This is a genomic window from Ramlibacter sp. MMS24-I3-19 (assembly GCF_050320135.1).
Taxonomy (GTDB): domain Bacteria; phylum Pseudomonadota; class Gammaproteobacteria; order Burkholderiales; family Burkholderiaceae_C; genus Ramlibacter.
In genome coordinates this window covers 4,500,541-4,526,238 of record NZ_CP190017.1, presented here as the reverse complement: position 1 = coordinate 4,526,238, position 25,698 = coordinate 4,500,541, and the positions used below count along the sequence as shown (strand labels likewise).

32 protein-coding genes and 1 pseudogene are annotated in these 25,698 nt (G+C 70.9%); 17 read left to right on the top strand and 16 right to left on the bottom strand.

Features of this window, described 5'->3' with window-relative positions; genetic code table 11:
* Positions 1-64 precede the first annotated feature (64 nt).
* On the top strand, positions 65-562 hold the full coding sequence (locus tag ACPWT1_RS22450) for a sterol desaturase family protein (protein ID WP_427913343.1): 498 nt from the start codon (positions 65-67) through the stop codon (positions 560-562).
* Complete coding sequence (locus tag ACPWT1_RS22445) at positions 559-1,290, top strand: fatty acid desaturase (RefSeq protein ID WP_427913342.1); 732 nt, start codon at positions 559-561, stop codon at positions 1,288-1,290. The genes ACPWT1_RS22450 and ACPWT1_RS22445 overlap by 4 nt, the downstream gene beginning before the upstream one ends.
* On the opposite strand, the gene ACPWT1_RS22440 is transcribed toward ACPWT1_RS22445, so the two are convergent.
* Genes ACPWT1_RS22440 through ACPWT1_RS22420 form a run of 5 tightly spaced genes read right to left on the bottom strand, consistent with a single transcriptional unit; the run spans position 1,274 to position 7,167 of the window.
* Entirely contained in the window at positions 1,274-2,206 is a 933-nt protein-coding gene (locus ACPWT1_RS22440; protein WP_427913341.1) for a phytoene/squalene synthase family protein, read from the bottom strand. The genes ACPWT1_RS22445 and ACPWT1_RS22440 overlap by 17 nt on opposite strands.
* Positions 2,203-3,702 carry a phytoene desaturase gene (locus ACPWT1_RS22435; RefSeq protein ID WP_427913340.1) on the bottom strand — a complete coding sequence of 500 codons (1,500 nt, stop codon included), beginning with the start codon at positions 3,700-3,702 and terminating at the stop codon, positions 2,203-2,205. The genes ACPWT1_RS22440 and ACPWT1_RS22435 overlap by 4 nt, the downstream gene beginning before the upstream one ends.
* Complete coding sequence (gene crtY, locus ACPWT1_RS22430; protein WP_427913339.1) at positions 3,699-4,883, bottom strand: lycopene beta-cyclase CrtY; 1,185 nt, start codon at positions 4,881-4,883, stop codon at positions 3,699-3,701. Before crtY ends, ACPWT1_RS22435 begins: the two co-directional genes overlap by 4 nt.
* A gap of 1 nt (position 4,884) precedes the next feature.
* Positions 4,885-6,228 carry a glycosyltransferase gene (locus ACPWT1_RS22425; protein WP_427913338.1) on the bottom strand — a complete coding sequence of 448 codons (1,344 nt, stop codon included), beginning with the start codon at positions 6,226-6,228 and terminating at the stop codon, positions 4,885-4,887.
* Positions 6,229-6,246: 18 nt separating this feature from the next.
* The gene (locus ACPWT1_RS22420; RefSeq protein ID WP_427913337.1) at positions 6,247-7,167 is read right to left on the bottom strand and encodes a polyprenyl synthetase family protein; all 921 of its coding nucleotides are present in this window, start codon (positions 7,165-7,167) and stop codon (positions 6,247-6,249) included.
* 274 nt (positions 7,168-7,441) lie between these two features.
* On the opposite strand from ACPWT1_RS22420, the gene ACPWT1_RS22415 reads away from it, so the two are divergent.
* On the top strand, positions 7,442-8,347 hold the full coding sequence (locus ACPWT1_RS22415; RefSeq protein WP_427913336.1) for a MerR family transcriptional regulator: 906 nt from the start codon (positions 7,442-7,444) through the stop codon (positions 8,345-8,347).
* Between the two features lie 438 nt (positions 8,348-8,785).
* Here the strand turns inward: ACPWT1_RS22415 and ACPWT1_RS22410 are convergent, their stop codons facing one another.
* Positions 8,786-9,838: a Bug family tripartite tricarboxylate transporter substrate binding protein gene (locus ACPWT1_RS22410; protein ID WP_427913335.1), complete on the bottom strand. Its 1,053-nt coding sequence runs from the start codon at positions 9,836-9,838 to the stop codon at positions 8,786-8,788.
* Between the two features lie 199 nt (positions 9,839-10,037).
* Between ACPWT1_RS22410 and ACPWT1_RS22405 the strand changes: the two genes are divergently transcribed.
* The 4 genes and pseudogenes from ACPWT1_RS22405 to ACPWT1_RS22390 all read left to right on the top strand — a co-directional run bounded on the left by ACPWT1_RS22405 (position 10,038) and on the right by ACPWT1_RS22390 (position 14,060).
* Positions 10,038-11,009 carry a Bug family tripartite tricarboxylate transporter substrate binding protein gene (locus ACPWT1_RS22405; protein WP_427913334.1) on the top strand — a complete coding sequence of 324 codons (972 nt, stop codon included), beginning with the start codon at positions 10,038-10,040 and terminating at the stop codon, positions 11,007-11,009.
* Between the two features lie 25 nt (positions 11,010-11,034).
* On the top strand, positions 11,035-12,006 hold the full coding sequence (locus ACPWT1_RS22400; RefSeq protein ID WP_427913333.1) for a Bug family tripartite tricarboxylate transporter substrate binding protein: 972 nt from the start codon (positions 11,035-11,037) through the stop codon (positions 12,004-12,006).
* 14 nt (positions 12,007-12,020) lie between these two features.
* A pseudogene (locus tag ACPWT1_RS22395) lies at positions 12,021-12,891 on the top strand (HpcH/HpaI aldolase/citrate lyase family protein).
* Positions 12,892-12,908: 17 nt separating this feature from the next.
* Positions 12,909-14,060, top strand: a complete 1,152-nt coding sequence (locus ACPWT1_RS22390; protein ID WP_427913332.1) for a CaiB/BaiF CoA transferase family protein — start codon at positions 12,909-12,911, stop codon at positions 14,058-14,060.
* A gap of 16 nt (positions 14,061-14,076) precedes the next feature.
* Here ACPWT1_RS22390 and ACPWT1_RS22385 read toward each other — a convergent pair whose 3' ends face one another.
* The 3 genes from ACPWT1_RS22385 to ACPWT1_RS22375 all read right to left on the bottom strand — a co-directional run bounded on the left by ACPWT1_RS22385 (position 14,077) and on the right by ACPWT1_RS22375 (position 15,919).
* Complete coding sequence (locus ACPWT1_RS22385; protein WP_427915614.1) at positions 14,077-14,592, bottom strand: nucleoside 2-deoxyribosyltransferase; 516 nt, start codon at positions 14,590-14,592, stop codon at positions 14,077-14,079.
* Positions 14,593-14,654: 62 nt separating this feature from the next.
* Complete coding sequence (locus ACPWT1_RS22380; RefSeq protein ID WP_427913331.1) at positions 14,655-15,032, bottom strand: cupredoxin domain-containing protein; 378 nt, start codon at positions 15,030-15,032, stop codon at positions 14,655-14,657.
* Positions 15,029-15,919 (bottom strand): metallophosphoesterase family protein, encoded by an 891-nt coding sequence (locus tag ACPWT1_RS22375; protein ID WP_427913330.1) that lies wholly within the window; start codon positions 15,917-15,919, stop codon positions 15,029-15,031. The genes ACPWT1_RS22380 and ACPWT1_RS22375 overlap by 4 nt, the downstream gene beginning before the upstream one ends.
* A 134-nt stretch (positions 15,920-16,053) precedes the next feature.
* On the opposite strand from ACPWT1_RS22375, the gene ACPWT1_RS22370 reads away from it, so the two are divergent.
* The 3 genes from ACPWT1_RS22370 to ACPWT1_RS22360 all read left to right on the top strand — a co-directional run bounded on the left by ACPWT1_RS22370 (position 16,054) and on the right by ACPWT1_RS22360 (position 17,643).
* The gene (locus tag ACPWT1_RS22370) at positions 16,054-16,623 is read left to right on the top strand and encodes an RNA polymerase sigma factor (RefSeq protein ID WP_427913329.1); all 570 of its coding nucleotides are present in this window, start codon (positions 16,054-16,056) and stop codon (positions 16,621-16,623) included.
* Positions 16,620-17,366, top strand: a complete 747-nt coding sequence (locus tag ACPWT1_RS22365) for an anti-sigma factor family protein (protein WP_427913328.1) — start codon at positions 16,620-16,622, stop codon at positions 17,364-17,366. Before ACPWT1_RS22370 ends, ACPWT1_RS22365 begins: the two co-directional genes overlap by 4 nt.
* A gap of 61 nt (positions 17,367-17,427) precedes the next feature.
* A complete protein-coding gene (locus ACPWT1_RS22360; RefSeq protein WP_427913327.1) occupies positions 17,428-17,643 on the top strand; it encodes a hypothetical protein in 216 nt (71 codons plus the stop codon).
* Positions 17,644-17,652: 9 nt separating this feature from the next.
* Here ACPWT1_RS22360 and ACPWT1_RS22355 read toward each other — a convergent pair whose 3' ends face one another.
* Positions 17,653-17,874, bottom strand: coding sequence for a hypothetical protein (locus ACPWT1_RS22355; protein WP_427913326.1), 222 nt, complete (start codon positions 17,872-17,874; stop codon positions 17,653-17,655).
* Between the two features lie 18 nt (positions 17,875-17,892).
* A complete protein-coding gene (locus ACPWT1_RS22350; RefSeq protein ID WP_427913325.1) occupies positions 17,893-18,048 on the bottom strand; it encodes a hypothetical protein in 156 nt (51 codons plus the stop codon).
* Positions 18,049-18,247: 199 nt separating this feature from the next.
* Here ACPWT1_RS22350 and ACPWT1_RS22345 point away from each other — a divergent pair, with 199 nt between their 5' ends.
* Positions 18,248-18,619 carry a hypothetical protein gene (locus tag ACPWT1_RS22345; RefSeq protein WP_427913324.1) on the top strand — a complete coding sequence of 124 codons (372 nt, stop codon included), beginning with the start codon at positions 18,248-18,250 and terminating at the stop codon, positions 18,617-18,619.
* 98 nt (positions 18,620-18,717) lie between these two features.
* Complete coding sequence (locus tag ACPWT1_RS22340; RefSeq protein ID WP_427913323.1) at positions 18,718-18,924, top strand: hypothetical protein; 207 nt, start codon at positions 18,718-18,720, stop codon at positions 18,922-18,924.
* A 17-nt stretch (positions 18,925-18,941) separates the two neighbouring features.
* Here the strand turns inward: ACPWT1_RS22340 and ACPWT1_RS22335 are convergent, their stop codons facing one another.
* Entirely contained in the window at positions 18,942-19,325 is a 384-nt protein-coding gene (locus tag ACPWT1_RS22335) for a TraR/DksA family transcriptional regulator (protein ID WP_427913322.1), read from the bottom strand.
* Between the two features lie 147 nt (positions 19,326-19,472).
* Here ACPWT1_RS22335 and ACPWT1_RS22330 point away from each other — a divergent pair, with 147 nt between their 5' ends.
* The 3 genes from ACPWT1_RS22330 (at position 19,473) to ACPWT1_RS22320 (ending at position 21,310) form a co-directional block, all read left to right on the top strand.
* Positions 19,473-20,342 carry a DUF4399 domain-containing protein gene (locus tag ACPWT1_RS22330; protein WP_427913321.1) on the top strand — a complete coding sequence of 290 codons (870 nt, stop codon included), beginning with the start codon at positions 19,473-19,475 and terminating at the stop codon, positions 20,340-20,342.
* Positions 20,343-20,490: 148 nt separating this feature from the next.
* Positions 20,491-20,721: a hypothetical protein gene (locus tag ACPWT1_RS22325; protein ID WP_427913320.1), complete on the top strand. Its 231-nt coding sequence runs from the start codon at positions 20,491-20,493 to the stop codon at positions 20,719-20,721.
* A gap of 88 nt (positions 20,722-20,809) precedes the next feature.
* Positions 20,810-21,310 carry an aspartate carbamoyltransferase gene (locus tag ACPWT1_RS22320; RefSeq protein ID WP_427913319.1) on the top strand — a complete coding sequence of 167 codons (501 nt, stop codon included), beginning with the start codon at positions 20,810-20,812 and terminating at the stop codon, positions 21,308-21,310.
* A 7-nt stretch (positions 21,311-21,317) separates the two neighbouring features.
* On the opposite strand, the gene ACPWT1_RS22315 is transcribed toward ACPWT1_RS22320, so the two are convergent.
* From ACPWT1_RS22315 to ACPWT1_RS22300, 4 genes are all read right to left on the bottom strand, one after another.
* A complete protein-coding gene (locus tag ACPWT1_RS22315) occupies positions 21,318-21,815 on the bottom strand; it encodes a hypothetical protein (RefSeq protein ID WP_427913318.1) in 498 nt (165 codons plus the stop codon).
* 4 nt (positions 21,816-21,819) lie between these two features.
* Positions 21,820-22,815, bottom strand: coding sequence for a Ku protein (locus ACPWT1_RS22310; protein WP_427913317.1), 996 nt, complete (start codon positions 22,813-22,815; stop codon positions 21,820-21,822).
* A gap of 106 nt (positions 22,816-22,921) precedes the next feature.
* Positions 22,922-23,224, bottom strand: coding sequence for a hypothetical protein (locus tag ACPWT1_RS22305; RefSeq protein WP_427913316.1), 303 nt, complete (start codon positions 23,222-23,224; stop codon positions 22,922-22,924).
* A 92-nt stretch (positions 23,225-23,316) separates the two neighbouring features.
* Positions 23,317-23,673 (bottom strand): KGG domain-containing protein, encoded by a 357-nt coding sequence (locus ACPWT1_RS22300; protein WP_427913315.1) that lies wholly within the window; start codon positions 23,671-23,673, stop codon positions 23,317-23,319.
* Between the two features lie 95 nt (positions 23,674-23,768).
* Between ACPWT1_RS22300 and ACPWT1_RS22295 the strand changes: the two genes are divergently transcribed.
* Positions 23,769-24,047, top strand: coding sequence for a hypothetical protein (locus ACPWT1_RS22295; RefSeq protein ID WP_427913314.1), 279 nt, complete (start codon positions 23,769-23,771; stop codon positions 24,045-24,047).
* 76 nt (positions 24,048-24,123) lie between these two features.
* On the top strand, positions 24,124-25,698 hold the full coding sequence (locus ACPWT1_RS22290) for an amidase (protein ID WP_427913313.1): 1,575 nt from the start codon (positions 24,124-24,126) through the stop codon (positions 25,696-25,698).

Below are 25,698 nucleotides of genomic sequence, written 5' to 3'. Positions count from 1 at the left end.
CTTTCGCTCGCACACGAGTGATCGACCCGCTGCAAAGGGTGCATCGCCCCCTTAAACTGTCTGCATGCATGCGTTGGTCTGGATCCTCGTGGCGGCAGCCGGCTTCGTGGCGATGGAAGGCATCGCGTGGCTCTCGCACCGCTATGTCATGCACGGCTGGGGCTGGGGCTGGCACCGCAGCCACCACGAGTCGGGGCACGGCGGATTCGAGCGCAACGACCTGTATGCGTTGTTCGGTGTCGCGCTGTCCATCGCGCTGTTCCTGCTGGCCGGACGGCTGCAGTCGCCGGCTCTGCAGGCGCTCGCGGTGGGCGTGACCGCCTACGGTCTCATGTACGGCTTCGTGCACGACGGCGTGGTGCACCAGCGCTGGCCGGTCCGCTACATGCCGCGCAACGGCTACATGCGCCGGCTGGTGCAGGCGCACCGGCTGCACCACGCGGTGCGTTCGCGCGAGGGCGCCGTCTCCTTCGGGTTCCTGGTCGTCCGCGATCCGCGCCGGCTGGCCGCCGAGCTGAAGGCGCGCCGCTTCGGGGAGCAGTCCGGGGCATCGGTCTCGTGAGCGCCTGCAGCCCACGCCGGCAGGCCACCGTCGGCCTTGCACTGGCGGGTTGCATCGTCGGCGCCTGGCTCGCGTTGCACATCGCCGGAGTGTTCTTCCTGCCCCTTCGTGGCGGCTGGCTCTGGCTGCTGCCGGTGCAGGTCCTGCTGCAGACCTGGCTCAGCGTGGGACTGTTCATCGTCGCCCACGACGCCATGCACGGGTCGCTGGCACCGGGGCACCCGTGGGCCAATCGCGCGATCGGCCAGCTGTGCGTGGGCGTCTACGCCGCGTTCTCCTACGACCGCCTGCGGTCGAACCATCACCGCCATCACGCGCGGCCCGGCACGGCGGACGACCCGGATTTCCATGGCGCGCAGCCGCGTGCCTTCGTGTCCTGGTTCCTGCAGTTCTTCCGCACGTACTTCGGATGGCGTGAGCTGGCGGTGCTCGCGGTCGTGGTCGCGATCGACGTTGGCTTGAGCGCGCAACCGCTCAACCTGCTCCTGTGCTGGGCGCTGCCGGCGCTCCTGAGCGCGCTGCAGCTGTTCACGTTCGGCACCTGGCTGCCGCACCGCCACCACGCCGCTGGCGTGCACGACTTCGCCGATGCGCACCGCGCCCGCACGCTGGACTGGCCCTGGCTCGTCTCGCTGCTGGCCTGCTTCCACTTCGGCCTGCACCTCGAGCATCACCGGCAGCCGCACGTGCCCTGGTGGCGCCTGCCGCGGGTCAGAGCGGACGCGTGAACAGGCCGGCCGGCCTGGGCGGCAGCGCGATCCCATGCGCGGCCAGCGCGACGGCAGCGCCGCGCGCCACCAGCCAGAGCTTCTCCATCCGCGAGGTGGCGACGCGTCCGTCCCAGGCCCGCTCGCCCTGCAGCCGCACCTTGCGGCCGATCTGCCGGTAGATGCCGCGCGCCGTGGCGATCGACCACGCGCAGCGCAGCGGCAGTTCGCCGATGCCGGCGACGGCGGAGGTGTAGTACGGCTCCGCCGCGGCCACGAGCCGCGCGGCCACCCGCGCGAGCGCCTCGCGCCGGGCCGGATCCAGCACGCCTTCGAGGCCGACGATGCCTTCCTCGGCCAGCCAGTCTCCGGGTACGTACACGCGGCCGATGGCGGCGTCCTCCACCACGTCGCGCGCGATGTTGGTGAGCTGGAACGCCAGTCCGAGATCGCAGGCGCGATCGAGCGTGCCGGGCCGGTCGGCGCCCATGACGCGGGCCATCATCACGCCGACCACGCCCGCCACGCGCCAGGCATACAGCAGCGTGTCGTCGAGCGTTGCGTAGTGCATCCCCTGCACGTCCATTGCGAAGCCGGCGAGGTGCTCCATCGGCAGCGCCGGTGCGATGCGGTGGCGGTGCACCACCTCCGCCAGCCCCTCGAACACGGGATCGCCGCCCGGGTGCCCGCGGCAGGCAGCGAGCGTCTGCTCGCGCAGCCACTGCAGCTTCTCCATGGCGCCGGTGCGATCGCCCTGCAGCTGGCCGTGACCCAGCGCCTGTCCGTCGACGACGTCGTCGCAATGGCGGCACCAGGCATACAGCAGGACCGCGCTTTCGCGCGTGGGCGGATCGAAGAGGCGCGTCGCGGCGGCGAAGCTCTGCGACCCGGCCTGGATGGTGCGCGTGGCCTGTTCGACCAGCATCGCCTGGTTCACGGTGCGGCTCCTTCCAGCATCAGGCCCGCCGTCGCCTTCGCCGATCCCACCACGCCGGGCACGCCGGCGCCCGGGTGCGTGCCGGCGCCGACGATGTACAGGTTCGAGATCACGTCGTCGCGGTTGTGCGGGCGGAACCAGGCGCTCTGCGTGAGCAGCGGCTCCAGCGAGAAGGCCGAGCCGAGGTGGGCGCCGAGCTCGTCGCGGAAGTCGGCCGGCGTGAACATGCGGCTGGTGACGAGGTCGCGGCGCAGGTTCGGCATGTAGCGCAGCTCGAGCTCGTCGAAGATGCGCTCGCGCAGCTTCGGCCCCTCGACCGACCAGTCGAGTGGCGCGTTGCCCAGGTGCGGCACGGGCGCGAGCACGTAGTGGCTCGAACAGCCTTCGGGCGCGAGCGACGGGTCCGTGCGGCAGGGCGCGTGCAGGTAGAGCGAGAAGTCGTCCGGCATGCGATCGCCATGGAAGATGTCGCGGATCAACTCGCGGTAGCGCGGACCGAAGCAGACGGTGTGGTGCGCCAGCTGGGGTTGCGGCCGCGCCAGTCCGAAATGCAGCACGAAGAGGGACATCGAGAAGCGCTTGCCCTTCAGGCGCCGCGCTTCCTCGAAGCCGCGGGGCACGTGCCCGAGCAGGCGCTCGTAGGTCTGCACGACGTCGGCATTGGAGGCGACCTGGTCGAAGGCGAAACGCTCACCGCCGATGCGCAGGGCGCAGGCCCGTCCGTTCTCCACCTCGATGCGATCGACGGGCGAGGACAGCAGCAGCCGCCCGCCGAGATCCTCGAACAGCTTCACCAGCCCGCGCACCAGCGCGCCCGTGCCACCGCGCGGGAACCACACGCCCCATTCGCGCTCCAGCGCGTGGATCAGCGCATAGATCGAGGAGGTGGCGAACGGGTTGCCGCCGACCAGCAGCGAGTGAAAGGAGAAGGCCTGCCGCAGGTGTTCGTCCTGGATGAAGCGCGACACCATCCCGTACACGCTGCGCCAGGCCGACAGCCGCGCGAGCTGCGGACCAGCCTGCACCATGCTGCGGAAGTTGAGGAAGGGAACCGTGCCCAGCTTCAGGTAGCCCTCGGCGAACACGGCGCGCGAGTAGGCGAGGAAGCGGCGGTAGCCCTCCACGTCGGCGGAGTTGCGCGCCGCGATCTGCGCTTCCAGCGCGCCCTGGTCGTTGGCGTAGTCGAAGCGCGTGCCGTCCTCCCAGCACAGGCGGTAGAACGGCGTGACCGGCAGCAGGTCGACGTAGTCGGCCAGGCGTCGGCCTGAGAGGGCGAACAGCTCCTGCAATGCCGTCGGATCGGTGATCACCGTGGGACCGGCGTCGAAGGTGAACCCCTGGTCCTGCCACCAGTAGGCGCGGCCGCCGGGCTTGTCGCGTGCTTCAACGAGCGTGGTGCGGATGCCGGCGGACTGCAGCCGGATGGCCAGGGCCAGCCCGCCGAATCCGGCGCCGATGACGGCCGCGGTGCGGGGCCCTCGTGTGTCGGTCGTCATGTCGCCTCCGTGGGGTTGATGGCGTGCTGCGTGCGCCGGCCGCCCAGTGCAGCGCGCAGTGCGGGACCGACCGGTACCGGCGGCTTGCCGGCCAGGATGCGCAGCCGATCGCCCCAGCTCGGGCGGCCGGCATAGAAGCGCGCCACCAGCGGTTCGGGCAGGCCGTAGAACCGCTGCATCACCTGCCGGCGCTGGGCAGGCGCGGCGGCGCGGAACAGCATCCGGTTGAGCATCCGGAAGAAGCCCTGGTGGCGCCAGCGCGCCAGCGCATGCGCCCGCATGGACGCGAAGAGGACGTCGGCCGACAGGTCCGGCAGCGCCGCAACGTGCTCTGCGAGCCGCACTGCCTCGGGCAGTGAATAGCCCGTGGTCGGATGGAACAGCGCCGCCGCGAGCCCCGCACGCGGAACGCCGGCCGCATCGCGCCAGAGCGCATCGGGGTTGCCGCCCAGCGCGATCGGCAGCACGCCGCGCTCCTCGCGCAGCACCGCCTCGACCTGCCAGCCTTGCCTGCGCGCGTACTCACCGATGTTCCCGCGCAAGGCGCCCTCGTCCAGCGCCGCGCCATCGGCATAGAAGGTGTCCTCCACGAGCACCGTGCGCGCGTCCAGCGGCAGCGTGTAGATGAACCGGTAGCCGTCGTGCTGGTCGACGGTGGCGTCCATCAGCACGGGACCGGGGAGGCCGTGCGGCGCCGCGAGTTGCAGCACCTGGCCCAGGAACTTCTGCCAGCCCAGGTCGAGGTGCTCGAGCGGCGGCTGGCCGCGGCCGTCGATCACCGCGGCGGCCCGCAACACCCGGCCATCCTGCAGGCGCACCTGGCGCGGCTGCACGTCGGCCACGGCAGACCGCAACCACACGGCGTCGTCCAGGTCCCAACGCAGCACGGTATCGAACTGCTCCGACGGAATCGACGCATAGCCGCCTTGCAGCTGGCGTCGCAGGCCGGGGAAGCGCACCTCGTGGCTTGCCCAGTGCCAGCGGACCAGGGGAGCGATCCAGCGTCGCTGGTCGGGCGTGAGGTCGGTGTCGTGGAAGGACCAGGTGTGGTTGCCGCCGAGGGCGTCACCAGCCTCCAGCAGCAGGAGGCGCACGGCGGGTCGTTGCTGGCGCAGCCGCCACGCGATCAGGCCGTTGGCAAGGCCACCGCCCACGAGGATCAGGTCCGCGTCGTCGCGCATCTCAGGCCCTCGCCGTGGTGAGTTCGTGGGACGTGCCCACTGCCGCCGCGCGGCCTTGGGCCACGGTGGCGGAGACCGCTTGCACGCCCTGCAGCGCAGCCTCGATGAGATCCGCCGCGCGCGCGACGCCGCCCGCCGCGTGGACGTCCTGTCCCAGCTCGCGCGCGCGCCTGAAATAGCCGGGATCCTCCAGGAGGCGCCGCAGTGCGCGCCGCAGCGCCGCCGTCGTGGCGAGTGCCGGCTGCACGCGCACGCCGACGCCGGCATGGACGATGCGCGCGGCCACGCCGGGCTGGTCGAAGGCGATCGGCAGCGCGAGCATGGGCGTGCCGGCGGCCAACGCGTCCATCACCGTGTTCAGCCCGGCGTGCGTGATGGCCACCTCGGCCATCTCGAGGGCGGATTGCTGTGGCGCGAAGCCGGTGACCCAGGTCGCGCCGTCCCGCCGCAATACTTCGGCATGACCCGGCCCCAGGCGATCGCAATGGGCCAGCAGCAGCTGCACGCCTTCGGCCCGGCAGGCCCGGGCGATGCGGCGGAACAGGCCGAAGCGACCGCCCTGCAACGTGCCCAGCGAGGCAAAGACCAATGGCACGCGCTGGTCGCGCCGCCACCCTTCCGGCCAGCCCAGGTCGTCGCTGCGCGCCTGTGCCCGCAGCGGGCCCACATGGTGGATGTGCGGTTCCGGCTTCCGTGGGAAATCGAACGAGGCCGTGGCCTGGCTCAGTTGCAGCAGCGGCGACACGCACTCGTGCAGCGCCCCGCGCGGTGGCAGGCCGAAGGCCCGCGCATGCCTGTCGATCACTCGCGCATGCGGCCGCATCAACCAGTCGTACACGCGCGCACTGCTGTCATTCAGGCGCTGTCCGGCCTCGTCGTGGGCGACTCGCCATGGCATGACCGGCAAGGGCAGGTGACGCTCGCGGTTGACGGGCAGCGCGGCGGCCACGGAGATGAAGGGCAACCCCAGCGCGGGCGCGACGAGGCCGCCGGCCGCCTCCATCTGGTCGGCAAGCACCGCGTCCACGCCGAGGTCGCGCAGTGCGGCCGGAGCCTCGCGACAGAGCATGTCCGTGGCGGCAGCCATGTCCGCGATCACGCGGGAGATGCCCAAGGGGCCGCCGGGCCGTGCCGCCCGATCGACCATGCGGCCGAGACTGCCGCGCGGATGGCTCGCGGCGCCGAGGGCCACGAACTGGATGCGCGGGTCCGACAGCACGGGACGCACGTCCTCCTGGTGCAGCCAGCTCACGCGGTGGCCGCGCGCAAGGAGTTCGCCGGCCAGGGCTTCGAGTGCCCGGACGTGGCTGGTGAAGGGTGGGGCGATGACGGCGAAGTGGCGCACGGCGAGGATGGCGGGGCCTCAGGTCGCGGAGAGCACGGCCACTGCAGCGGCAGGGCCGGTCCTGCTTGTCGTGTCCGCGCTGCTTGTCGCGAAGGTGCGGCGCAGCAGGTCCACCAGCGCGTCGCTGTCGGGAAGCACCTCGCGCACCAGCGCCTCGGCGCGCGCCAGGTGCTCCTGCAGCCGCTGCTCCACCGCGCCGCGCCCGAGCAGGGCGACCATGGTGCTCTTGCCGGTGTCCTGGTGACGGTCCTTGTCCGCCGGCCCTGCGCTGGACGTGCCGTCCTCCAGGTCGTCCTTGAGCTGGAAGGCCTGGCCGACCTCGGACGCTGCGGCGCGCAGCGAGGCGACGGCCTGCGGCGCCCCGGCAACGAGCGCTGCGATCTCGAGCGCACAGGCGAACAGCACGCCCGTCTTCTGGTCGTTCGCTTCCGCGATCGCGTGCATCGTGCGCGCAGAGGCCCCTTCGCGCAGGTCCCGGAACTGTCCCCGCACCAGGCCCTGCGGGCCGACCGCGTCGCACAGCACGCACACGACGCGCGCGCGCAGCGAGCCGTCCAGGCCCGGAAGGGCCGCAACCGTGGCGCAGGCCTGCGCCAGCAGGGCGACGACAGCCAGCACGGCCGCATCCTCCCCGTGGCGGACGTGCACCGTGGGGCGGCCCCGACGGAGGCAGGCGTCGTCCATGCACGGCATGTCGTCCAGGACCAGCGATGCGGCATGCACCATCTCGACCGCGCACGCGGCATCCAGCAGGGCCGGTGAGTCGCAGCCCAGGGCACGGCCCGTCGCCAGCATCAGCAGCGGGCGCAGGCGCTTGCCGGGCGCGAGCACGCCGTCGCGCATCGCGGCGGCGACATCCTGGCGGTCGGCCGCTGGCGGCAGGAGCTCGGCGAGACGCCGGTCCACGCGGGCGTGCCAGGCCTGCGCGCGGGACTGCATGGGGGCGGTCGGGCTGCCTGCCATCGGCGTTGCCATGCGCGGCCCGGGCGGGCGGCCTGCGCCTTCGCCAGGACCACCGCCATGCAGGAGACAGTCCTGGCGCGCGCCGTCCTCCACGGCCGGGGAAGCCCACGCTGTCGCGACTTTCTGCATGACGGGGTCCTCTCGTGATTGGACGCGGTGAACGTTTTGTCCTGGACAAAACTGGCGGAAAGCGCAGAATAGCTGGACGGCGACCGGTCGTCAAAGGTTTGTCCAAGACAAAATGAAAGAAATGGGTTTATCGATCACGGCGGTCGAGCGCGACGTGGGCCTGTCCAAGGACGTGCTGCGCGTCTGGGAGCGGCGCTACGGCTTCCCCTCGCCGCTGCGCGATGCGAACGGCGATCGCATCTATCCGCCCGAGCAGGTGAGGCGGCTGCGCCTTATCAAGCGGCTGACGGACCAGGGCCACAGGCCGGGCCAGCTCCTGAGCTGGCCTGTTGCCGAACTGGAGGAGGCGCTGGCGCCGCAGCGCGACGCCCCTGCTTCAAGACCTGCCCTGGCACGCAGCACGGAGGCGCTCGGGCCGTTGATGGCCCTGCTGCGGCGCCATGACGCGCAGGGCCTGCTGCACCTGCTGCAACAGCGCCTGGCGCTCGAAGGCCTGCGCCGGTTTGTCCAGGACACGGTGGCACCCATGAGCGAGCAGGTCGGCCTCGACTGGGAGAACGGCCAGCTCGAGGTGTTCGAGGAGCACCTGTTCACCGACATCGCCACGCGGGTCCTGCGCCAGGCCATCGCGACCGTGCCCGGCGGCAGGGACCCGCGCGTGCTCCTCACCACCCTGACCCATGAGTCCCACAACCTCGGCCTGCTGATGGCGGAGGCCGTGATGGCGCTGGCCGGCGCGCACTGCCTGTCCCTGGGCACGCAGACGCCCATCGCGGAGATCGCGCACGCCGTGGACGCCTACGACGTTGACGTGGTGGCGCTGTCGTTCTCGGGCGCGTTTCCCAGGCGGCAGATCGACCCGCTGCTGCAGCAATTGCGTGCGGTGCTGCCCGCCGGCGTGGAGTTGTGGGTCGGCGGGGAAGGCTGTTCCCGGGGATGCTCCGTCACCGGCGTCCGTGCGATGTCCAGCCTGGACGAAGCGGTGGATGCCGTCGCCACGTGGCGTCACGAGCGGCCCGGGAGCTAGCCCGGCCCGCCCCGGGAGTCGTCTCCTCGCGACGCCAGTTGACGATCTGGCAACACTTGCGCGCCCGATGGCCATGAGCACTGGCCATCTCCGGTGCGCTTTCGCTAGAGTGAGCCTTCCAGCAGTTTCGGGATCACCATGGACTTCTTCAAATCACTGACGCTGGACCTCCAGATGTTGGTCGTCGCCATCGCGGGTTTCGCCCTCCTGGCGCTGTTCAGCGGCAATCACAAGAGCGAGAGGCGGTACATGATGGTCCTGGCCGTCCTGGCCGCCGTGGGCGTCTACCGGTTCACGCACATGGCGGGCGAGGAGCAGGCGCCGAAACGTGTCGCGCAAGGCTCCAAGCCCGTCCCCGTGACGGCGGCACCCGCGAAGGTGCGCCCCACTTCCACCTCCCCAAGTAGCAGCAGGGAGGCCCCAGGCCTCCCTGGATGCTCACGCGTCCACGTGGATGCCGCGCATCAGGATGATCCCGCCGAAGGTGCGCGTGTCGCTGCGGATGCGGCCGCGCAGTCCCACTGCATTGGTCGGAGTGGGTTGCCAGCCGGCGGTGAGCAGGCGGCCGCGGACGTCCGTCTCGCGCACGATGGTGACCGCGGCTGCACTGAGCCTGTCCACGATCTCCTGCGGCAGGTTGCGCGGGCCCGCCAGCGCGCTCCACAGCTCCAGCTCTGCCCCCTTGATGTTGATCTCGTTCAGGCTCGGGTAGTCCGGGGCGAGAGGGCTGCGTGTTTCGGAACTCACGGCCACCGCCTTGAGCTTGCCGGACTGGACATGCGGCAGCACGAGTCCGGGCGGCAGGAATCCCGCATGCAGCTGACCGCCCATGAGCGCGGTGATGACCTGCGGATTGCCGGGGTAGGGGATGTGCATCGTGGACATGTTGGCCCGCGACTTGAGCAGCTCCATGCCCAGGTGGCCCGGCGTGCCGGTGCCGGGCGATCCGTAGTTGCCCTTGTCGCCCAGGTTCCGCAACCACGCCACGTGCTCCGCGGCGGTCTTGCCCGGCGAGGCATTACTCACCACCAGCATCAGCGGCGTGGTCCCGATCATGGCAATCGGCGTGAGGTCCGTGATGGGGTCGTACGCGATCGCCGGCGTGAGGATCTTGGCCACCGTCAGCTGCGAGTTGTTCATGACGCCGAACGTGTGCAGGTCGGTCGCGCGGGACACCATGTCCGCGGCGATGGTGCCCGAGGCGCCAGCCTTGTTCTCCACGATGACCGGCTTGCCGAATGCCGCGGCGAGACCGGGCGCGATGATCCGCGCGGAGATGTCCTGCACGGATCCCGGCGGGAAGCCCACCAGCAGCCGGATGGGCTGGGTGGGCCACGCTCCGACCGCGGACGGCGCGGCGTCTGCGCCGGATGCCGCCCTTCCGGTCCTTGCACGGGCCCCGTTCTGGGCGAAGGCGGCCGGAGCCACGGATGCGAGTGCGAGCGCCTGCAGCGCGATGCGACGGCCAACGAGATTCTTCTTCGAGTTCAATTCCACTCCCTGTTGTGAAGCATTGAGGGCAAGAGCCCATCACCATGCTTTGCCGCTGCAACTCATCCAGTCAATGCAGGGTTTGACATGCGAAGTAACAAAATGCGTTTCGCGCTGGACGACGAGCAGGAAAGCAGGACTTCGCAGTCGCGCCGGGCCAACAGTTCCCGCCCCATCCGATGCACCCAAGGAGACAGGCATGCAACGACGAGACTTCCTGGCCGCGACGCTCGCGGCTTCGGCCACGACGGCCTTCGCGCAAGGCAGCGGTGCGTATCCGGCCAGGCCGATCCGCTTCGTCGTGCCGTTCCCGCCCGGCGGCGGCACGGACACGACGTCGCGCCTGATCGCGGAGAAGTTCGGCTCGCTGCTGGGATGGACCGTGGTGGTCGACAACAAGGCCGGTGCGGGCGGCAACATCGGCCTGGACTTCGTCGCCAAGTCGGCGCCCGATGGCTACACCATCGGCATGGGGCAGGCCTCCAATCTCGCGATCAATCCCTCGCTGTACGCGAAGATGCCGTTCGATCCGCTGAAGGACCTGACGCCGATCGTCTCGATCGCCGAGCAGCCCGTCGTGCTGGTCGTGCGCGCCGATTCGCCGCTGAAGACATTCGCCGACTTCGTGCAGGCGGCCAAGGCCAATCCCGGCAAGGTCGGCCTCGCGCAGGCGGGCACGGGCACGGTGGGGCACCTCGCGGGCGAACTGCTGCACCAGCGCGCCGGGCTGCGCCTGCTGCAGGTCCCGTACAAGGGTGCGGGGCCGGCGATGACGGACCTGCTGGGCGGCCAGGTGGACAGCTATTTCGGCAGTGCGCCGTCGGTGATGGGCCAGCTCGCCGCGGGCAAGGTCCGCGCGCTGGCCGTGAGTTCGGCGCGTCGCATCAGTGCCTTGCCGAACGTGCCCACGATCGCGGAACAGGGCCATGCCGGCTTCGATGCGACCACGTGGCTCGGTCTCGTCGGCCCCGCCGGGATGCCGGCCGATGCAGTGGAACGCCTGAATGCGGAGACGGTGAAGATCCTCGCCCGCGCCGACGTGAAGGACAAGCTCGCGCAGGAAGGCAGCGAGGCCACGCCCGGCACCCCGCAGCAGTTCGCCGCGCAGATCCGGGCCGAGCATGCGAAATGGGGTACGCTGATTCGCGAGGCCCACATCCGCGTCGAGTGAGCCCGCTGCAATCCAGGAGACAAGCTTGAAGACTTTGGCAATCCGCGCCGCGCTGGGCCTCGCCTGCGCGTTTCCATTCACCGGCTGGGCCCAGGCGCCGGCCTGGCCGACCAAGCCCATCACGCTGGTGGTGGGCAGCGCCCCGGGCGGCTCCAACGACACCTTCGCGCGTGCGATCGGCAAGAAGCTGTCGGAGTCGCTGGGCCAGCCCGTGGTGGTGGACAACAAGCCGGCGGCCGGCGGCGTGCTGGCCAACGCCATCGTCGCCAAGGCGCCGCCGGATGGCTACAACCTCGTGGTGCTGTCGTCCACCTTCACGACCGGCGCCGCGATCCGCAACAACCTGCAGTACGACGCGGTGAAGAGCTTCAAGCCTGTGGCCATGCTGGGCAAGGGCCCGATGCTGATCACGGTGTCCACCGACTCGCCGTACAAGACCATCGGCGATCTCGTCGCCGCGGCCAAGGCCAATCCCGGCAAGCTGAACTACGGCACCTCGGGCACCGGCAGCATCAACCACTTCGCCACCGAGCTGTTCACCGACGCGGCCGGCATCAAGCTCACGCACGTGCCGTACAAGGGCATGGGCCCGGCGACCACCGACCTCCTGGCCGGCCAGATCCAGGTGCTGGTGGCCAGTGCGCCCTCGATCCTCGGACAGGTGAAGGGAGGCAAGGTGCGCGCGCTGGCCGTGACATCGGCGCAGCGCTCGCCGGTCGCGCCGGAACTGCCGTCGCTGGAGCAATCCGGCTACAAGGGCAGCGCCAGCGAGCTGTGGTGGGGCGTGCTGGCGCCGGCGGGAACGCCGCAGCCGGTCGTCGATCGCCTGAACACCGAGATCAACAGGATCATCCTGTCGCCCGAGATGAAGGAGTTCTTCCTCAAGGAAGGCGCGGAGCCCGCGTCGATGAAGCCGGCCGAGTTCGAGGCCTTCATCGCCGCGGAGATCGAGCGCTGGAAGAAGGTCGCCAGGGCGGCCGACATCAAGGCCGACTGACCCTCCCGCACGGCATGCGAAGCAAGCTGTTCGTTCCGGGCTCGCGCCCGGAACTCTTTTCCAAGGCGCTGGCCGGCGCGGTCCGACGCGATCTCCATCGACCTCGAAGACGCCGTCACCGAGGACCGCAAGGACGAAGCGCGCGGCACGGTGCGCGACTGGCTGCGTGCGGCTCCCTCGGCGCAAGGCAAGCTGGTGATCGTGCGCGTGAACGCGATGGACACGCCGCATTTCGAGGCCGATCTCGCGGCCGTGGTGCAGCCCGGGCTGCACGTGCTGAACCTGCCCAAGCCGCAAGGCTTCGACGACGTGCGTGCGGCCTGCGAGGCGCTGCGCAAGGCCGAGCGCGCCAACGGTGTCACCGAGCCCGTGCGCCTGCTGCTGAACATCGAGACGCCTCGCGCGCTGCGCGACGCCGCGGCCATCGCCGGCGCCGACGGGCGCGTGATGGGCCTGCAGGTGGGACTGGGCGACTTGTTCGAGCCCCTGGGCATCGCGCGCCGCGAGACGGCTGCCGTGCAGCAGGTCCTCTTCGCCGTGCGCATGGCCGCGGGCGAGGCGGGCGTGGACGCCTATGACGGCGCCTTCGCCGACGTGCGCGACACCGAGGGCTACCTCGCCGAGGCGCGGCTCGCGCGGCGCCTGGGCTATGCGGGCAAGACCTGCATCCACCCGAGCCAGGTGGCGCTGGCCAACGAGGCGTTCCGTCCGACCGACGAGGAGATCGCGCATGCGGTGCGCGTCACCCAGGCAGCCGAAGTGGCAGAGCGTGACCGCGTCGGCGCCTTCCTCGTCGACGGTCGCATGATCGACCGTCCCTTCCTGCTGCGTGCCCGCGCCATCGTCGCGACCGCGCGCCGCCTCGGGCTGCTGCCCGAAGCCTGACCCTTTCCGGAGCTCGCATGACTTCGCCTTCCGGGCCGCTCGCCGGCATCCGCGTGCTGGACCTCAGCGCCTACATCGCCGGCCCCTATGGCTGCGCGCTGCTGGCCGACATGGGCGCCGACGTCGTCAAGATCGAACCGCCCGCGGGCGACAACCTGCGCAAGTACCCGTCGACGCTGGAGAGCGAGAGCCGCGCGTTCCTGGGCGTCAATCGCAGCAAGCGTGGGGTCGTGCTGGACCTGAAGAAGCCGGACGACCTCGCGCGCCTGCACGCGCTGGTGCGCACGGCCGACGTGCTGGTGCACAACTTCCGCCCCGAAGTGCCGGCGCGCCTGGGCATCGCGTGCGAGCAACTGCGCGTGCACAACCCGCGCCTGATCTACTGCGCCGTGAGCGGCTATGGCGACACCGGCCCGTTGCGCGACAAGGCCGGCTACGACCAGGTGCTGCAGACCATGACCGGCATGGCCGCGATGCAGGGACCTGCGGGCGGTCCGCCCGGCATCCTGTACGGCTCGGTGGTGGATTACTACGCCGCCTCGCTCGTCGCGGGTGGCGTGTCGGCGGCGCTGTTCGAGCGCGAACGCAGCGGGCAGGGTCAGTCGATCGGGGTGTCGCTGCTGCGCTCGGCGCTGGCGATGCAGTCGGCGCGCCTGGTGTGGGCCGACAGCGAGCCGCGCGACGTCGGCGGCCGCGACATGCGCTCGGGCGGCATCACGGGCATCCATCCGACGCGCGAAGGCTGGCTCTACATCTCGGCCAACACGCCGCACTTCTGGCAGGCGCTGTGCGAGAAGACCGGTCTGCAGGACTTGCTGGTCGAGCGCTACGACAGCGTGCGCAAGCGCGCCGTGCACGCGCAGGAGATCGTGCCGAAGCTGCACGCCGCGCTGGCCAGCCGTTCGGCGCTCGAGTGGGAAGCGTTGTTCGGCGAAGAGGTGCCGTGCGCCGCGTCGCGCGAGGTGGAGGACATGTTCGACTTCCCGCAGGTGCAGTCCGAGGGCATGGTGCATCGCTTCGAGCATCCCGCCGTAGGCGGCTATCGCGGTTTCGCCGGCGCATGGACGTTCGACCGCACGCCGGATCCGGCGCCGTTCGCGGCCCCCGCGCTGGACGAGCATGGGGACGCGCTGCGGGCCGAAGCGGATCGGGAGCGCAAAGGGAAATGATCGCGCGCAGGCGGTCCTAGGCTGCCTCGCCTGGACGCAAGGCGGCAAGCGCCGCCAGGGCCGAACGCGCATCGCCAACGACGATGCGGCACGGGACGGCCAGCATCAGGTTCAGCGGCAACCCGAAGTCCTCGACCCTCCAGCCATTGAGATCGAAGTCGCCCTGGACCAGCCCGGGGTCGCGGCCGCGGATGCGTTCGGGGAGGCTGCCTCGATCCGGGACATAGCCGACGACCACCTTCCCGTGCGCGACCGCGTAGCCCACCTCGAAGCAGGTGCCGCTGTCGGGTTCCACTCCGCGAAAGAAGTCGAGGTTGGCCAGGACCGCATCGCAGCTGTCGATGCGCGCGAGGTTGTCGCGGTAGATCTGGCGGGCCAGCTCGTGCGATGGGCGGGGATCGGCGGCGAGGGACGGGTCAAGTGGAAACACTCCCTCGAAGCCATGGGCGGTGCAGAGGTCGACGAGCTTGCGGCCGTGCTCGATGGCATCGGGCCGGAACACGTCAGGGCCTGCAAGGTAGACGCGATGAATCAGCACCGCCGCATTCTTGCCGGAAGTGGAAGGGGGGACGGCTGGGCGTCACTCCACGCACCTCAACCCGTGACGACCAGCGTCCCGTTCATCGTCTCGTGGCCCTCGCCGCAGAACACGTCGCACAGGAAGGTGAACGTGCCGGCGCGGTCCGGCACCACCTCCAGCGTCGCCGCCTTGCCGGGAACCACGTCGGTCCGCGCGTGGAAGTCGGGCAGGCTGAAGCCCATGGGAACTTCCGGCGCGGTGAGCTGGAAGACCAGCTTCTCGCCCTTGCGTGCCTGCACGGTGGCGGGCACGAAGGTCCACTTCCGCGCCACCATCGTCACGACGCGGCCGGGTGGCGCCGCGATGGTCCACGCCGCCAGCCCTGCAAGCACCGAGGTGGCGGCGCTGGCGAGCAGGTCCCGCCGCTGCATGTCGGGGTCCACGGCAGTCACCCCCGCACGATCGGCATCCCGGTGAGGGCGTACTGCGCCTTCCCGGGCTGCGCATCGACCTCGCGCCAGCCCAGGCCCTTGTAGGGCTGCGCGGGATCCCAGGGCAGCGGCGTGCGCCTGGGCTGCGAGCCGGGCGCGGGCAGCGCGAACATCAGCGACATGGCCGAGTGGTGCGCGACCGGGCCGGTCATGCGGTGGTGTTCCTGGTGGATGTGTCCGTAGAACACGGCGACATCGGGGCGCGTGGCGAGGAGGTCGATCGCGCGCTGCCCGTCGCGCGTGGCCCAGTCCCACTGCGGGTACAGGTCGAACAGCGGCCGGTGCGTGAAGACCACGATGCGTGCGTCGGCCGGCTGCCTGCGCAGGTCGTCGGCCAGCCACGCGAGTTGCGCGTCGCCCAGCCGCGCCGCGGGATCGCTGACGTTGTCCAGCACGATGAAGTGCACGCCCTTGTGGTCGAAGGTGTGGTGCGTGGGCCCGAAGAACTCGGTGAATGCGCGGCCCGCATCGAGCGAGGCATCGTGTTCGCCCGGCATGAAGCGCAGTGCCTTCACCTTCAGGTCGCCGGTCATGGCACGCACCTCGCCGAGCCGCTTGCGCCGCTCGAGCGGATCGTCGGTGGTGTGCGTGAGGTCGCCGGTGAAGACGATGAAGTCCGGCGCGACGTCGAGCGCGTTCACCGCGGCGATCGCCTTCGGCAGCGTGCCACGGGCATCCGGGTTCTCTGGGCCGGCATAGCCCCAGTGCAGGTCGGACAGCTGCACGAAGTGGAAGTCCTCGACCTCGGCCGCGGCCCGGATGCCACGCGAGGGGAAGAGGGCGGATGCGAACACGACGCCGCCGCAGGTGGACAGGCGCAGGAACTGCCGTCGTTGCAAGTCATCCATGTCGGGCTCCTGGTGGTGATGCGATGACGGCAATACCTGCAGCGGGGCCCGCGCATTCCCGACCCCGTCGCCGGCGCGGGCATCGGGAATAGCAGGGAGCGGACCACGGTAGAAGTCCCACGACGAGGCCTCGCGTGACCGACCCCGCCCAGATCCACCGCTTCGAGACGCTGGCGCTGCCGCACCTGGATGCGGCCTACAACCTCGCGCGCTGGCTGACCGGGAACGGCGACGACGCGCAGGATGTCGTGCAGGAGGCGGTGCTGCGGGCGCTGCGCTACTTCGGCAGCTTCCGCGGCGACGACGCGCGGCCCTGGTTGCTGCAGATCGTGCGGCACACCTGCTTCGCGTGGATGAAGCACAACCACCCGGCCGACACGGTGGCGCTCGACGAGGACGACGAGCATGAGGGCCCGTGGCGCGAGGCGTCCGCGGACGAGCCGGTGACTTCGCTGGTGCGCGAGGACGAGCGCGCACAGGTCAGCCAGGCGCTCGCGAAGCTGCCGTTCCCGTACCGCGAGGTGCTGGTGCTGCGCGAGATGGAGGACCTCTCGTACCGCGAGATCGCGGCGATCGCCGACGTGCCGATCGGCACCGTGATGTCGCGCCTGTCGCGCGCGCGCCGCCTGCTGCGCGCCGCGCTCACGCCGGGCGCGCGGCCGGTGCTGCGGGCCGTCGGCAGGACCCATGGAGAGCAGGGATGACGATGCCCGACAACCCCTGGCAACTCGACGCCTTCGTCGATGGCGAACTGGACCTGGCCGGGCAACTGGCCATGGAGGCGCGGCTGCGTGACGACGCCGAGCTGCGCTCGCAGCTGCAGGCGCTACGCAAGCTGCGCGATACGGTGCGCGGCCGCGCCACGTACCACGCGGCGCCGCCGGACCTGCGCGCACGCGTGCAGGCACTCGTCGCGCCGCGGGCGCCCGGGCCCCGCAGGCGCTCGCTGCCGGCCTGGCCTTGGTGGGCGGGCGCCGCGTCGCTGGCCGCCAGCGTGGTCCTGGCGTTGCAGTTGCTGCTGGCCCCGAGCCTGCAGGAGCGGCAGGTCGAGCAGGATGTCGTCGCGAGCCATGTCCGCGCGACGCTGGGCCAGCGGGCGCTGGACGTAGCCTCGTCGGACCACCACACCGTCAAGCCCTGGCTCTCCTCCCGGCTTGATTTCTCGCCCGAGGTGCGCGAACTCGAGGGCGGCAACGCGGCCCTGCTCGGCGCCCGCGTGGACTACATCGGCGGGCGCCCGGTGGCGGCGCTGGTGTATCGCGCTGGCCAACATGTGGCCGACGATTTCACCTGGCCCACGACGGGCGCCGACCGGGCGCCGACGCTGTCGTCGACGCGTGGCTTCAACGTCGCGCACTGGACCCGAGGCGGCATGGAGCACTGGCTGATTTCCGACCTGAATCGAGAAGAGCTGCGGGAGCTCGCGCGGCGGCTGGGCAAGCCCTGAGGCCGTCGTGGTTGAACCTGCGCCTGCTGGCGAGCACACTGCGTTGCCGGAGGACCAGCTCATGGACCACCAGCAGATTGCCAGCTACCTCGCGGCGCTCGCGGTCGAGCGGCGCACCTGGGCAGCGGTCGAGGATTGCCTGCCCGGCACCAGCACCTACGACCCCGTGAAGTGGAAGGCCTGGCGGCAGGCGGTCAGGGCCTCCGACGCGGCACTGCACGCATTGCCGCGCGCCTTCCCCGTGCTCCGGCTGGCGCGCGATGACGCGCAGGTCTAGGCGACCCACCTAGAACTGCGGCGGCAGCGGTTCGATCGGCGCGACGCGTTCCGCGTCGATGAACAGGTCCGGCAGGTACACCACGTCGGCGGCGACGCCGGAAGGTGTCTCATGGACGGCCTTGGTGGGCAGTCGTGGAGGCGTGGAAGCATCGTGGTGCCATCCGGTCGCGCCGGTGGCCACGATGGCCGCGGCCGCCAGCGCGAAGGTGAAGGATCGGGCGGTGGGCATGACTCGGCTCCTGCGCGGTCAGCGGGCGGGTGCGGCCTGCGAGGCACACTGCGCCAGCTGTCCGCCGACGGCGTGGTGCGGATGCCCGAGCAGGGCCACGGCTTGCAGCAGCGTCAGCGTGATGACCGCCGATGCGCACAGGGCCGTGACGCGGACGGTGAGGGACGTTTCCATGGCAGCTCCTTGCGGGTGGACGAACCGGCGGGAGGCCGGCGTCGGACGCTGGGTTGCGGCCTGGGCACGAACGGTTCAAGCCGAAGCAGCCTGCCCGCAATGGCGTGAAGCCGTGCCGGGTGGCGTCCGTCGCGACGCCGGCCTACAGTGGTCGTCCGTCCACCACGAGGGAACTGCCATGCCGATCCGCACTGCATCCATGAGCAAGCGCATCTCGAGCAACGGCCAGGCGCTGCACCGGGCCATGATGAGCCGCACCGCCGACGGAACTGGCGACCAGCCCTCGCAGGCCGAACTGGCGCTGCGTGACGAGCGCCGGCACCTGAAGGAAGAACGCGAGAAGCGGCAGGCGCAGGCCGCGCAACCGCGGCCGAGCGCCGTCGACCGGCTGGTGCGCACCCACCACGCGCAGCCGAAGGACCGGCCGCTCGCCACCAGCGAAGCGAAGGAGGGCCAAGCCGTCAAGAAGCCGAAGGCGCACCGCACGCGTGCCGAGAAGCACGCCGAGAAGGCGGCGGCGCTGGAAGCCGCGCGCAGGGCGCCGAGGGCGCCGAAGAAGCCCGCGAAGTGACGCGGGCCGGCACGGGCCAGCTCTTCTGTGGGAGCCCGCTGACATACGGCAGAGCCGGCCGCTGACGAACCGGCTCATCGTTTGCGCGTCGAATGCACATGCACAACGACGAAGGCAGCGCCGGAGGACAGCAGATGGACCGTGACGACGAAGGGCAGAAGCAGTCGCCCGACGACGTGGCCGCCAGCGGCCGGCCACGCCGCAGCGGCGAGGGCATGGACAGCGTGCGCCACCACCTGCGCGACCACCTGCAGCGGCAGCAGGCCGAGCAGCCCGGCGACGACGCGTCGCAGGCGGAGGGCTGACCCCGCAGGGCGCGCGCTCAGGCGCCTGGGACGCCGCCGCCCGGGTGCGCCTCTTCCCACGCCTCCTCGTGGCGGATGCAGAAGCGCGCCTCCGGCCGCACCTGCAGCCGTCCGAACGGGATGGGCTCGTCGCAGGTCTCGCAGCGGCCGTACTCGCCCGTGCGCATGCGTTCCTGGGCCTGGATCACTTCCCGCAACTCGTCTTCCTGCCGGCGCAGGTGCGTGACGTCCAGCGTGGCCATCATGCGGGCGTCGCCGTCCTCCACCGAGTCGCGCACCTCGGGCCAGCCGGCCTCGGCCGGCGTCGCCAGGCCCGCACGCAGGCCCTCGGTGGCGCGCTCCAGTTCGCTGCGGCGCTGTTCCAGCAGGGTGGCCAGTTCGTTGCGTTGCTGTTCGTTCATCGGCCCATTCTGGGCACCGGAACCGCCAGCGGGTGCCTTCTGCGAACGGCTGTTACGCCGGTTGCCGGGCTGAAATTTCCGCGTCCCGTTGAATCCGGACGGCTGGGCCGGGCGTACTGCCTTGCAACGTTCCAACGAGGAGTGCCCATGGTCCGATCGTTCCTGGCTGCTGCCGCAGCCTCCGCCCTGCTGGCCGGCTTCGCCGGCATCGCTGCCGGCCAGCCCGCGCCGTCGGCCGCTCCCCCGGCGGCAGCGCCTTCGGAGAGCGACCAGCTGCACCACCCCTGGATCGTCCCGCCGCCGGCACGCGAGCCGCAGGCCTACTTCACCAACCTCGTCGACGGCGCCAGCGTCACCTCGCCCTTCGTGGTGCGGTTCGGGCTCTCCATGCGGGGCCTGGTGCCTGCAGGCAAGACGGCGGGACGTGCCGGCCATCACCACCTGCTGGTGAACCAGCCGCTGCCCCTGGACTTCAAGAAGCCGCTGCCCTTCACCGACCAGTACATCCACTTCGGCAAGGGCCAGATGGAGACCGTGCTGAACCTCAAGCCCGGCACGTACACGCTGAACCTCCTGCTGGCAGACCAGGGCCATATCCCGTACTTCGTCTTCAGCAAGCCGACCCGGATCACGGTCACGGCGCAGCGCACCGACGTCACCCCTGCGCAGCTGCAGGGGCCGCCGCGCATCGCGTTCCTGGCTCCGGCCGACGGCGCTGCGGTGCGTGGCGCGTTCCGCGTGCAATTCCATGCGACCGGCTACAACATCGCCCACGTCGACGCGAAGGTGGCCGGCACCCACCACTTCCGCCTGGTCGCGGAGAGCCGGGGAAAGCGCGAGCTGCTGGACTTCCGCGGCGGCCAGACGGAGACCTGGATCGAGCCGCCAGCGGGCGACTACCAGCTGCGGCTGGAGCTGGTGAACAACCTCTCTGGTGATGTCGTGACCGGGGCAGGTCCGTTGCGGGTGCGGGTGGACGACTTCCGCGTGGCCTCCAGGACCGTGGCCGCGCGCTGACCGACGCAAGTCCGGAAAGCGGGCCTCTACACCCGTCTGGACTGTTGAGGAAGGGTGCCGACGAGCACGTGAGCGTTTGTCCTACAAGGGGGCAGCTGAGCTTGGCCAAGGATGGGCAACCTTTTCACCAGCCCACCAGGAGCCCCAGATGACCCAGCCCACCGACACCCCCCGCAAGCGTGGTTTTGCCCTTCTCGACCCGGAGAAGATGAAGCAGGTCGCGGCCCTGGGCGGCCGTACCGCCCACGCCGCGGGCCGTGCCCACCAGTTCTCGCGCGAGGAGGCTCGTGCGGCCGCCCGCCGCAGCGTCGAAGTGCGCACCCGCCGCGCCGCCGAAGCCCGTCCGGCCGGCACCGACAGCAGCGCGCCCAGCGCCTGATCCCTCTCGCGATCGCGATCTCAGCCCCGGTTCGCCGGGGCTTTTTTTCGCCCTCGGCGCCCCGGGGCTCATGACCTATGCTCGCCGAATGAACTCCTCCGCCTCCCGCATCCGGATGCGCAGCGTGCAGTGGTTCGCTGCCGTGGGGCTGCTCGCGATGTCGACCGTCGTTGCGGCGCAGGCCGTGCAGGAGCACGTGCACAGCCACGGGCACGAGGTCATGCTGTTCGACCTGGCCAGCACGGTGCACGTGTTCCGGATGACCGAGGACGGCGGGACGCAGAAAGTGATCCTGCGCGGCGACTCGGCCGACGCCGAGCAGGTTCGCAGGATCCAGCACCATCTCGCGCAGGAAGCAGCCGCCTTCCGCAAGGGTGACTTCGGGGATCCTGCCCACCTGCACGGTGACAGCATGCCCGGCCTGAAGGACATGCAGGCCGGCGCTGCGCACATGCAGATCACGTACCGGTCGCTGTCGAACGGGGCCGAAATCCGCTTCCGCACGCGCGACCTGAAGCTGGTCACGGCCGTGCACCGCTGGTTCGGTGCACAGCTCTCGGAACACGGGTCCGACGCGCGGGCCGAATAGGCCCGCCTCAAGCGGGGTAGACCGACTCCGGTTCGGCGTCGACGAGCAGCTCGCCGGCGCGGCGGCGCAGCGTCTGGGCCAGCGCATGCACCACTTCGCGGTGCTCGCGCCAGAGGGCCATGAAGCGGCCGTCGTGGTCCGACTCGAGCCAGCCTTCGGGATCGCGCAGTTGCAGCAGCTGCTGGCGCCACAGGAAATCGAGCAGGCGCGCATGCACCTCGTACAGGTGCACCAGCGCGGGCGCGAGCTCCGGGAACGACGCCTGCTGCAGGGTCCGCACGCGCGCCAGTGGCGCGGCCGCATCCGTGCGCTCGCCGCTGAACTGCCCCGGCCGGCGCTGGCCCGCGAGCCATTCGGAGTAGCGCGCCAGCGCGTCGAGCGCTTCTTCGGCGTGATGCCGGCGCGTCTCGCGCAGGCGCCAGTGGTGCGACAGCCAGGCGCTCGCGCCGGCGATGAGCGCCAGCGCCACGGCGATCCACGACGCGTGGTACAGCAGGCCCTGCATGCGGTCAGCCGGTCTTCCTGGCGCGCGGCTTGGCGGCGGCCGATTTGCGGGCCGCCGCGGGCTTGGCCGTGTCCGTCTTGGCCGCGGCGCGCGCGGGGCTCGCCTTGCGCTTCGCAGCGGGCTTGCTGGCGCTGGGCGCTGGGGCCGGCGCGCGTGCCTTGTGCTCCGTCGCACCAGCGCCGCCCCGCAGGCTGCGGCGCAGCAGCTCGGTGAGGTCGACCACGTTCGAATCGCTGGACGAGGGCGCCTTCTCGACCTGCTCGACCGCCTCGGTCTCGCCGGCCTGCGCCTTGGATTCCACGAGCTTCATGATCTCGTCCTTGAACGAGTCGCGGAACTCGTCGGCGCTCCAGTGGCCCGACATGCCCTCGATCAACTGCTTGGCCATGTTCAGCTCGGCGTCCTTCACGCCGGCCGACTTGGCGTCCGTGGGCGGCAGCTTCAGGTCCTCCCACGAGCGGATCTCGCCGCCCCAGCGCAGCAGGTTCAGGACCAGCGCGGGACCGCACGGAATCAGCACCGCCAAGTGCTGCTTGGTCTGGATCACCACCTTGGCGATGCCGACCTTGTGGGTCTGCTTGAGCGCCTCGCGCAGCAGCGCGTAGACCTTGTCGCCCTTGTTCACGGGCGCGACGTAGTAGGGCCGCTCCAGGTAGACGAAGGGGACCTCGTCGGCATCGACGAACGATTCGATCTCGATCGTCTGCGTCGTGCGCGGGTAGGCGGCGGCGATCTCCTCGGGGCTGAGCACCACGTACTCGCCGCTGTCCCACTTCACGCCCTTGACGATGTCGTCCTTGTCGATCTCCTTGCCGGTCTTCTTGTTGACGCGCTTGTAGCCCACCGGGTCCATGGTGCGCTTGTCGAGCCAGTCGAAGTCGATGCCGCTTTCCGCGGTCGCGGAGTACAGCCCGATCGGGATGTGGACCAGGCCGAACGTGATGGCGCCCTTCCACAGCGTGCGCGTGGAAGTCGGTGCCATGCCTTTGCTGGTTGCCATGCAGGGTTGGAGAGTGTTTCAGCCAGTCTGCAAATGTTCACGGCGCGGCCGTGTCGGCACCGCGCGGGGTGCCGTGTAGGTGGGCGCGTACAGACGCGCGAGGGCCTCAGATGCCCAGCAGGCGGCGCATGACCTGCTGCCAGCGCGGCGGGACGGGCTCGCCGGGCCGCAGCCGGTCGGCCTGGGCCTGCCAGCGCGAGCCGAGGCGGCCGAAGCGCCGGCGGCAGTCGGCGGAGAAGCAGTCCTGCGTGCGCAGCGTCTCGAAATTCCTCGCGATGCGCCGCGCCAGCAGGTAGCGGTGCGCCGGTGCCTGGGTCTGCATGAAGGCCGCCATCAGCGACAGCGTCGCGAGCCACAGCGCGCGGCTCGCGTCATGCAGGGTCGGTGCGGAAAGCGGTGCGGTGTCCATCGCTGAGACGCATCGTAGGAACGGCCGCATGCGGTCCCTGTCGGCGCCGGCCCCGCGGTGGGGCCGCGCCGTCCTACAGCCCTTCGGCAGGCTCAGCGGGCCTGCGTCGTCGCGCCGTTGCGGCCCGCGTGCCGCTTCTTGCCGGCGGCGCGCGCTTCCTCGGTGGTGAATTCGTGCGCGTGGCCACTCTGGTGCGCGGCCCGCCCACCGAGGCTCGCGATCTCGCGCTGGCGTTGCGGGTTCATGGCAGCAAAGCCGCGGAGGCTGCGCTTGGGGGAGCTGGCGCCGTCTTGCTTCTGGGGGAGGAATCCTGGGTTGCCATGTCTGACCGTCCTTTCTGGAATGCTGTGGGCACTGGATGGACTCCACGCATGGCAATGGGCATGCCTGCGATGTCGAAGCTCAGCGGCGCCAGCATCCGGGCACGGATTCGTGCAGTTCGTCGCCACGGGCAGCGGTCCGTCGCATCGGTGCTGCGGGCCGGTCCGCAGATTCGTAGAGTGCACTCCATCGGGGCCGCGTCGGTCCTGCGCAGGAGGACACCATGCATGCCTACGAACCAGGCTTTCTCGATGGCCACTCGACGCTGGTGCGCGTGCTGCGCGGTGCCGTCGCCGTCGCGGTGGTGGGACTGACGGCCGCGGCCTGGCTCACCGCCGGTCCCGGCAACTACGACCGCACGGCACCGGTGCGCGTGGCGCTCGACCCCGTCACGGTGGTCGGCCACCGCGAAGTTGCCGACTCGACGCAGTCGCCGACGCTGGTGGGCGGCTGCGAGCGCTCGCAGATCGACAGCGGCCGCACGGCGCGCAAGGTCGGTTGACGCGAACGGGCGACCGGCCCGCCGCGGCGCGGGCCGACCGTCTACCATCGCGGGCCAGCCAACCCTCGCCCGCCGCATGCCGCCGCTTCGTCTTGCCTCGCTCGCCTTTCCCGTCGCGCTGTTCCTGGCCGCCGCCCGCGCCGGCGCCCAGGTACCCCCCGAAGCCCCCATCGACCAGCTGCAGGCGCTGATGGCGCAAGGCCGCGCTTCGTCGGAGTCGCTCACGCGCGAGGCGCTGCTGCGCATCCGGCGCATCGACGCGGGAGCCGGTGGCCTCCATTCGGTGGTCGAGACCAATCCCGATGCGCTGGACATCGCCCGCACGCGCGACCGCGAGCGGCAGGCGGGCAGCGTGCGCGGGCCGCTGCATGGCATTCCGGTGCTGGTGAAGGACAACATCGACACCGGCGATCGCATGCTCACCACGGCGGGGTCGCTGGCGCTCATGGGCGCACCCGCGCGCGAGGACGCCTTCCTCGTGCGCCGGCTGCGCGAGGCCGGCGCCGTGCTGCTGGGCAAGACCAACATCTCGGAGTGGGCCAACATCCGCTCCAGCCACTCGTCCAGCGGCTGGAGCGCGCGCGGCGACCAGACCGTCAATCCGTACGGCGAGGGACGCAATCCCTGCGGCTCGAGTTCCGGCACCGGCGCTGCGGTTGCCGCAGGCCTCGCCGTGGCCGGCGTGGGCACCGAGACCGACGGCTCCATCATGTGCCCCAGCAGCGTCGCGGGCCTCGTCGGCATCAAACCCACGGTGGGACTCGTCAGCCGCAGCGGCATCGTCCCGATCTCGCAGTCGCAGGACACCGCCGGCCCGATGACGCGCAGCGTCGCCGACGCCGCCGTGGTGCTGAACGTGCTGGCCGGCGCGGACCCGCGCGATGCGGCCACCAGGGATGCGCAGGTCGCCCCCGACTACCGCGCGTTCCTCAAGGCTGATGGGCTGCGCGGCATGCGCATCGGCGTCGCCCGCAAGCGCGTCACGGGCTACAGCACGCACACCGACCGGCTCTACGAGCAGGCGCTGCGCGACCTGAAGCGGCTCGGTGCCGAGCTGGTGGATCCGGCCGACTTCGGCGCCATCGGCGAGTACGACGAGGACGAGATGGAAGTCCTGCTGTACGAGTTGAAGGACGGCCTGAACCGCTATCTCGCCACGCGGCCCGGCGTGCCGGTGCGCACGCTCGCCGACGTGATCGCCTTCAACCAGCGCAACGCCGATCGCGAGCTGCCCTTCTTCGGCCAGGAGCTGTTCGAGAAGGCGCAGGCCAAGGGCCCGCTCACCGACGCGGCCTATGTCGACGCGTCGCAGAAGGCGCGGCGGCTCGCGCGCGAGGGCATCGACAAGCCGCTGCGCGAGCACAAGCTCGATGCCATCGTCGCGCCCACTGCGGGCCCGGCCTGGCTCACGGACCACGTCAATGGCGATGCCTTCCTCGGGTCCAGCTCGCAGCCGGCGGCGGTGGCCGGCTATCCGGCGATCACCGTGACCATGGGCCAGGCCGAAGGGCTGCCGGTGGGGCTCACCTTCGTCGGCACCGCGTGGTCGGAAGGCAAGCTGTTGCAGCTGGCCTATGCGTACGAGCAGGGCACACGCCACCGCAAGCCGCCGGCGCTGCGGCCGGCCCACCTGCTGCCCCTGGTGCGCTGA